This window comes from Ruminococcus sp. N15.MGS-57, from assembly GCF_000980385.1.
In the GTDB taxonomy this organism is placed as follows: Bacteria; Bacillota; Clostridia; order Oscillospirales; family Ruminococcaceae; genus Hominimerdicola; species Hominimerdicola aceti.
Genome location: NZ_LARF01000056.1, coordinates 1 through 7,803, shown reverse-complemented (window position 1 = coordinate 7,803; position 7,803 = coordinate 1). Strand labels below are relative to the sequence as shown.

Annotated in this window: 6 protein-coding genes; 1 reads left to right on the top strand and 5 read right to left on the bottom strand. The window is 43.3% G+C overall.

What is annotated here, in order from left to right; all coding sequences use genetic code 11:
- Positions 1–389: 389 nt before the first annotated feature.
- The 4 genes from mfd to WS40_RS09650 form a co-directional block, all read right to left on the bottom strand.
- Positions 390–3,845: a transcription-repair coupling factor gene (mfd, locus tag WS40_RS09665; protein WP_046441908.1), complete on the bottom strand. Its 3,456-nt coding sequence runs from the start codon at positions 3,843–3,845 to the stop codon at positions 390–392.
- A 26-nt stretch (positions 3,846–3,871) separates the two neighbouring features.
- The gene (gene pth, locus WS40_RS09660) at positions 3,872–4,495 is read right to left on the bottom strand and encodes an aminoacyl-tRNA hydrolase (protein WP_046441906.1); all 624 of its coding nucleotides are present in this window, start codon (positions 4,493–4,495) and stop codon (positions 3,872–3,874) included.
- A 159-nt stretch (positions 4,496–4,654) separates the two neighbouring features.
- A complete protein-coding gene (locus WS40_RS09655; RefSeq protein ID WP_046441904.1) occupies positions 4,655–5,254 on the bottom strand; it encodes a hypothetical protein in 600 nt (199 codons plus the stop codon).
- Between the two features lie 31 nt (positions 5,255–5,285).
- On the bottom strand, positions 5,286–5,636 hold the full coding sequence (locus tag WS40_RS09650) for a lipocalin family protein (RefSeq protein ID WP_046441902.1): 351 nt from the start codon (positions 5,634–5,636) through the stop codon (positions 5,286–5,288).
- A 143-nt stretch (positions 5,637–5,779) separates the two neighbouring features.
- On the opposite strand from WS40_RS09650, the gene WS40_RS09645 reads away from it, so the two are divergent.
- Positions 5,780–5,995 (top strand): helix-turn-helix domain-containing protein, encoded by a 216-nt coding sequence (locus WS40_RS09645; RefSeq protein WP_046441901.1) that lies wholly within the window; start codon positions 5,780–5,782, stop codon positions 5,993–5,995.
- 47 nt (positions 5,996–6,042) lie between these two features.
- Here the strand turns inward: WS40_RS09645 and glmU are convergent, their stop codons facing one another.
- A complete protein-coding gene (gene glmU, locus WS40_RS09640; protein WP_046441900.1) occupies positions 6,043–7,470 on the bottom strand; it encodes a bifunctional UDP-N-acetylglucosamine diphosphorylase/glucosamine-1-phosphate N-acetyltransferase GlmU in 1,428 nt (475 codons plus the stop codon).
- Positions 7,471–7,803 lie beyond the last annotated feature (333 nt).

Genomic DNA, 7,803 nt, shown 5'->3' with positions numbered 1-7,803 from the left:
TATCATATTAGCTAAGCTTTGTCAAGACTTTTCTTTGTGAATTCTTTATGAATTCGTTTGAACTCTTTTGTGAAGTTCTTTTTGAGCTACTCCTCAGGTCTCTTCTGTTCTCCCGAACCTTTTACCTTCGTTTCGCTTCTTCCTCTATCGCTCTCTCTCGAGGCGACTTGTTTATTCTATCACTTTTATGCCCTTTTGTCAACCCCTTTTTTTGCTTTCTGCTTTTTTTACACTTTATTTCCCTTTTCTTATCTCTTTTTGTCCATTTTGCTTTGCTCCTTTGTTCTTTTCATACAAAAAGTGACAACTGTGCGTCGCTCAGCTGTCACTTTGCTCGGTGTTTCCTATATTTTGTGTTAATGATTTACTCGGTATGGCTCCGCCATTCCTCACTCCTCATTCCTCATTAATCTTACCGTTTCCGCCATTAATTCCGCCGCTTTCTGCTTTTTCTCCAATGTCACTGCAAAATATGGTTTCTCTCCGTCAAAAAACCTAATCCTATTCTTATAAGCTCCATACAACGCTTGTATCTGCTCCACCTCTGCGGTTTTCACAAAGAACAACACCTTATCCCCTCTTTGTGTTATTTCTTTTATGCCAAGCTTTGAAGCAGAATTTCTCGTAAGTGCAACGTTCACCAATCCAAGCACTGATTTCGGTGGGTCGCCGTATCTATCTATAAGCTCGTCGATAACGTCCCTGGAATCCTCCTCATTGCCTATGGAAGCTATCTTCCTATAGCAATCTATCCTCTGTGACAGATTTTCTATATAATGGTCAGGTATAAATGCGTCTATGGATATATCCACCAAACAATCCTCAGGTGACGGTGGCAGAGCCTCTCCCTTTTGTTCAGCTATAGCCTCATTTAGAAGTCGCAGATACATATCATATCCCACCGCTTCCATATGTCCATGCTGTTTACCGCTGAGTATCGAGCCTGCACCTCTTATCTCAAGGTCACGCAATGCTATCCTGAAGCCTGAGCCGAACTGTGTGAACTCTCTTATTGCGTCAAGCCTTTTTGCCGCTACCTCCGTGAGTACCTTGCCACGTCTGAAAGTGAAGTACGCAAAAGCACGGCGGTTTGATCTTCCCACACGTCCTCTAAGCTGATAAAGCTGTGAAAGTCCCAATCTGTCAGCGTCCTCTATTATAAGTGTATTTACATTCGGCACGTCAACACCTGTTTCGATTATTGTGGTGCAGACAAGGATATCTATCTCTCTGTCGCAAAGCTGCCGCCATATTTCCGACAGTTCCTCCTCGGGCATTTGTCCGTGTGCGAACGCTATCTTTGCGTCAGGAAGCATTTCCTGAAGCTTATTTGCGGTCATCATGATAGTTTCCACCCTGTTGTGGATATAATACACCTGACCACCACGTCGCAGCTCCTTGCTTATTGCCTGTGCTATTACGCCCATATTATGCTCTATAACATAGGTCTGAACAGGGTGTCTGTCCATAGGCGGTTCCTCTATGACCGACATATCTCTGATACCGCTCATTGCCATGTTAAGAGTTCTTGGTATCGGGGTAGCCGAAAGTGTAAGCACATCAACGCCCTTGAAAGTTTCCTTGAACTTTTCCTTATGAGCAACACCAAAACGCTGTTCCTCGTCTATGATAACAAGACCCAAGTCCTTGAACTTAACGTCTTTCTGCACAAGCCTGTGTGTGCCTATGATAAGGTCGATAGTGCCACGGTTAAGCTCTCTTATTATCTGCTGTTGCTCCTTTGGTTTTCTAAATCTCGACAAAAGCTCCACCTTCACTGGGAAATGCTCAAATCTTTTTATCGCCGTCTGATAATGCTGCCATGCAAGAACAGTTGTTGGCACAAGTATAGCCACCTGCTTGTTATCGAGCATACACTTGAACGCCGCACGGAGAGCCACCTCCGTTTTGCCGAAGCCCACATCTCCGCAGAGAAGTCTGTCCATTGGGGACGGCTTTTCCATATCTGACTTTATCTCCTGTATAGATCTTAACTGATCGTCGGTTTCCTGATAGTCGAAACGCTCCTCAAAATCCGCCTGCCAATCGTTGTCAGGGGAAAAAGCAAAACCCTTTGCCATTTGTCTTTGAGCATAAAGCTTTGTAAGCTCCTCCGCCATATCCTTTACGGCAGACTTTACCTTGTTTCGTGTCTTTGTCCACTCCATAGAGTTGAGCTTATTAAGCTTCACTGCCCCGTCATCTCTAGGTCCTATATATCGTGACACAAGGTCAAGCTGAGTAACAGGCACATAAAGCACGTCCGTACCTGCATATTTTATGGTGATATAATCCTTTGTTACACCGTTCGTTTCTATATTTTTTATTCCTGAAAATCTGCCTATTCCGTACATAGCGTGAACAACAAGATCGCCTGTCTGTATATCCGACAGGCTTTTTATCTCTTCTCCTGCCTTGTGATGGGATTTACGCTTCTTTGCACTCATGGCTTTCATCTGAGTGATAGCCGCACAGCCTATGTCAGGATAATCAAAGCCACCTGACAGACAGCCCGTGCGCAAGTATACTTTACCCTTTATTATCTCGCTGTCCTCAGTGAGGATCTCCGCAGAGATGCCAGCATCATTAAGGTCTTTATTTATAATAGGAAGCGTCTTTTCCGAGCCTGCCAGCACAACAGTGCAATAGCCCTGAGAGCAGAGATTTTTCAATTCTTCTTCAAGATTGATGATATTACCGCCCCAAGCCGCCGTTTGTCGGCAGTCGGTATTGATAAGCTTTTTGAACTTCACGCCGTTGTTAGAGCGCATAAAGCTGTCAAGAAACACCGACTTCATTTGTGTTATTTTTAGTTCCGCTTGTGGTATATCAAGATAAAAGCCCTCCAGCTTTCTGAAAAGTATGCCGTCCTCATAAAGAAGCTTCATATCCTCTGAAAGCTGAGCAAGAGCCGCCTTGCCCTTTTCGATACAGTTGGTATACTCCGACACAAGGCAAACACCGCTCTCAAAGTAATCAAACACTGTTGTGAGCTTGTCATAGCACACAGTATAATACTTATCAAGATTTGTGAGCGTGATACCGCTCTGAGCCGTTTCTATGTCCCTTGAAATATTCGTTCTTATCTTATCGGTACGGCTTCCACGGACAGACTTCGACAAGGCTTCAAGCTTTGTCACAAGGTCATCAGTGTCAGGGAAAATTATCTCCAGTGCAGGGAACACCGTTATCTCGTCTATAGGGTCGGTACGTCTTTGGCTTTCGGGGTCAAAATATGATATAGAGTCAACCTCGTCGCCCCAAAGCTCTATTCTCACAGGACGTGACTCCTGCACAGGGAAAATATCGGCAATAGAGCCTCTCACAGAAAACTGCGCCTGACCCTCCACCTGATCTGTTCTTGTATAACCGCCTGCAAGAAGCTTGCTTGTAAGCTCCTCAAGGCTGAGTTCGCCCCCTGTTTTTATCTCAAAGGAAAACTCTTTCAGCTTATCCTGCGGAATAGTTCCCTGCAAGCAAGCTTCCATACTTGCGGCAATTATCTTGCGTTTGCCCTGAGTGATAAGTGAGAGAGCTTCCAGCCTTTTATGCTCATATTCTCTTGAAACGCCCTCCATGTATGCAAAGTTCAGATCCTTTGCAGGAAAAACGCAGGCAAGCTGTTCCCCAGCCATTTCGTTTATATCCCCTGTCATTCTAATGGCAGACGCTTCGTCGTCGCATATAACAAGGCAAGGGGAAAGCCTGCTGAGAGCCATTGCGGTCTGAGCCTTGTGTATATTTGAAACGCCCGTGACCGCACAAGGGGTAAACCCTTTGAGCAGGCAGTTTTTCACATCTTTATAAAAGCCAAGACGGCTCGCCATTTCATAAAAAATATTCATCTTGCTGTTCTCCGAAAAAAATATGCTTAATTGAACTTGTTCATAGCCTCGTTTATCTTGCCCTGCACCATAAGCTCCACAGCCTCGCAGGTGTTTTTATCCACATCAGAAAGTTTTTTCATTTCCTCGTCAGTGAATCTTGAAAGCACCCAGTCAGCCAAGTTGTAATCAGGGTGAGGCTTTTTGCCCACGCCTATTTTTACCCTTGGAAAGTCCTGACCGCCGCACAGTGCAATAATGCTTTTTATGCCATTGTGACCGCCAGCCGAACCGTTTCTGCGTATCCTCATTTTGCCCACGTCAAGTGAAATATCGTCATAGACCACGACAACATTTTCAAGCGATATATCATAAAAGTCCATAGCGTCGCTGACAGCCTCACCGCTATTGTTCATGAAAGTTTCAGGCTTCATGACAAGACAGCTTTTTCCGCCTATAACGGCACGTCCCACAAGAGCCTTGAACTTATGCGTATTCACTGAAAAGCCGTATTTCTTTTCCATAGCCGCCACCGCAAGAAAGCCTGCGTTATGGCGAGTATTCTCATAAGCCACGCCGGGGTTGCCAAGCCCCACGATAATATACTCAGGCTTGCCCATAGCCGTTTCCCTCTCGGCAGACAATTTCTTCAATTTCTCAAATATATCCATTGTAAATTCTCCTATCTTTTATAATATGTCAGCCCCGACAGCTTATTCTATCCACGCACAATAACCCCGTCTTTATGCAAGACGGGGTATAAACAAAAGCCGACATTTTACTGTCGGCTTTATTATAGCATAGGCAAGTGGATTTGTCAAATTCGAGTTTTAATTTTTATAAACCTTTTCCATATCTTCTAGTTCCTTTTTTGCTCTGCCTATGTCAGCAGAAGAAATTTTGTCGTTCACGATACGATTATTGCTTTTATTCATCATTTTCTGAGTTCTCTCCACACGTTCCATTTGGTCGATTATTCCATGGATTTTTCCGTAAATTTTATTACGTTCTTCATATAGTTCAAGGTTAGTTTCACTCAAACCATCGCGTAATTCAAAATTATTATATGCCCTTGCTAATGTATTAGATATGTGATTTCCCTTTATTATTATGCCTATTCCTACGCACAATGCCACAAATGATAAAAACGTCACAAAAGCCCCGATATCCAATAATATCATTGAGAAAAAGCCCGCAATAGAAACAATAATACCAACCTTTACATACTTACCGCCTATTTCTCTATATGGACGTTCTATACATCTTATCTTTTCCCAAAGCATCTCTTTTTGTTTTTTAAGTTCGTCTATATCCGTTATATCACACCATTCATAGTAGGGATCTGACCTGCCGGAACCAAATTCTGGATCATGGTCAATGCTTACTCCGTAAATATCGTCATTATGCACATACCAACGTTCATCTGCCATAAAAAACACCTCTTAAAAAATCTAAAGCAAGCTAGTCTTTGGTGAAATAATATTCAACCCCAGCGTTATCCAATTTATACAAAACCAATTCGCTGCTTGTTATCTCTTTGATTCCAAAATCTTCAGTATAACTACCGCACTGAGTATATATCCTATTATCACTCACACTGTATGAACCAACGTCAGTAGACCCGTCCTCAGTTATTTTCAAAGTTCCGTCCTCTGCAAATTCAAAAGTACAATCGCCATCAGAGCTAAATTCTCCGTCACTAGCAGTGCCATAAATCTCCCAAGTGCCTATAAGCTTGCTTTCTGTACTTCCACAGCCAGTACACATAATCAGAATGACAACTGATAAAAATAAACTCACTAATTTCTTCATAATAATATTACCTCCATTGTTAGAATATTAGTACCTATAAGTGCTAACACATACATAATATCACACAAATATGGTAAAGTCAATAGTACCGAATGGTACTAAAGCATTTTCTGCAAAATTACCAAAAATGAGGGTAGATTTTTATGTATTTTCCAAGATTAAGGGACTTGCGAGAAGATAAGGACATGAACCAAACGCAGATAGCAAAGCTTCTTTTCACAAGTCAAACTGTTTATTCACGCTATGAACGGGGCGTTCTCACTATCCCCGTGGAACACCTCCTTATCCTAGCGGACTTCTATGGCGTTTCCACCGATTATATCCTCGGCAGGACAAACAACAAAAAGCTAAACAAATAAAAGACCCTGCCTTACAAAAGACAGGGTTTTGCTTATATTTGGGTATATTACTTCTCCTCAGACTTGCCGTGGATAGCCTCGAACTTTTCTGTTCTCGCCTTGAGCTTCTTCTCAGCGTAGCCCTCTTTGATAGTCTCTCTGCCACGCTCGATAGCAAGTGCGTTGTCAGGTATATCAGTTGTGATAGTAGAGCCTGCCGCTGTGTATGCGCCCTTGCCGACTCTTACAGGTGCAACAAGGTTTGTGTTACAGCCGATGAAAGCATTGTCCTCGATAACAGTTCTGAACTTCTTGTCGCCGTTGTAGTTTACTGTTACAACGCCACAGCCGAAGTTTACATTTGAGCCGACGTCAGAATCGCCGATGTATGTAAGATGTGCCACCGCTGTGTATTCACCGATAGTTGAGTTCTTTATCTCCACAAAGTCGCCTATCTTTGCACCCTTCTTGATGTGTGAATTAGGTCTGAGCTGAACATAAGGTCCTATCTTAACGTCGTCCTCGATAACGGACTCGTAAGCCTGAACATTGTTGAGGTTTACGCCGTTTCCTACAGTTGTGTTCTCTATTATGCAGTTGTTGCCGATATTGCAGTTCTCACCGATAGTGGTGTTTCCTCTGAGTATAACTCCACTGTGTATCTTTGTTCCATGACCGATAGTAACATTGTTTCCGATAGAAACACCGTCTGTGCAGCAGAACTCGATACCCTCGTCAAGCCACTTTCCTATTATCTCATATCTTGCGATATCATTCAGTGCAAGCAGACCACGTCTGTCATTTGCACCAAGCGCAACATGAGGATTTGCCGAAATAAATGCGTCAGCCTTTTTGCCCTTTGCAATAAGCAGCTCGATGCAGTCTGTAAGATAATACTCGCCCTGAGCGTTCTCTGGCTTGATGTCGAAAAGAACTTCCAGCAGGTCAGCCGTCTTGAACCAGTAACAGCCTGAGTTTATCTCAGTGATAGCAAGCTGCATAGGTGTGCAGTCCTTGTGCTCAACTATTCCTGAAATGCCATTCTCAGTGCGGATTATTCTGCCGTAGCCTGTAGGGTTCTCAACTCTTGATGTAACAACAGTTACGCCACAGTCCTTTTCAGTATGAAGCTCCAGCGCACCCTTGATAGTTTCTGCGTCGATAAAAGGAGCGTCGCCGCAGAGTATAAGTGTGTTTCCCTCAGCGTGAGCTTTAAGGAAATCAGCCGCCTGCATAACAGCATGACCTGTGCCAAGTCGCTCTTCCTGCATAACAGTGCAGATATCAGCCTTTGACTTTCTCTGTGCAAGATAATCCTCTATCTGCTGACCCTCGTAGCCTTTTACAACGCAGATATCGTCAAGCTCTGCATTTTCGCAGGCTGTCAGCACCCACTCCAGCATAGGCTCACCGATAACATTGCACAAAGCCTTTGGCATATTGGTCTTCATTCTCTTGCCCTGTCCACCGGCAAGAATAATAACATTGTTCTCCATAATACAAATTCCTTTCAGATACGTCCCACAAAATAAGACTTGGCACTTTCGCACCATTTCCTTATTATTATAATACGGTTGGGATAAAAAGTCAACAGTTGGTTCATATTTTATCGTAATTTATTCTTTGTAGGTTTGTCAATCATATTGGACACTATCATTAAGAAATTCGATAGGCGAAAACCATTTGAGGGGACGCATAGGACGGTTGTTTGTTCGACTTAAACGTGCAGCTAGCTGCACGTTTAAGTCGTCGCAGGAATAAAACCTATGGCACGAATAGAATTTGTTGTGATCTTCTCGGTGACTGCGCTCTACTTTGCCATTGTGCCT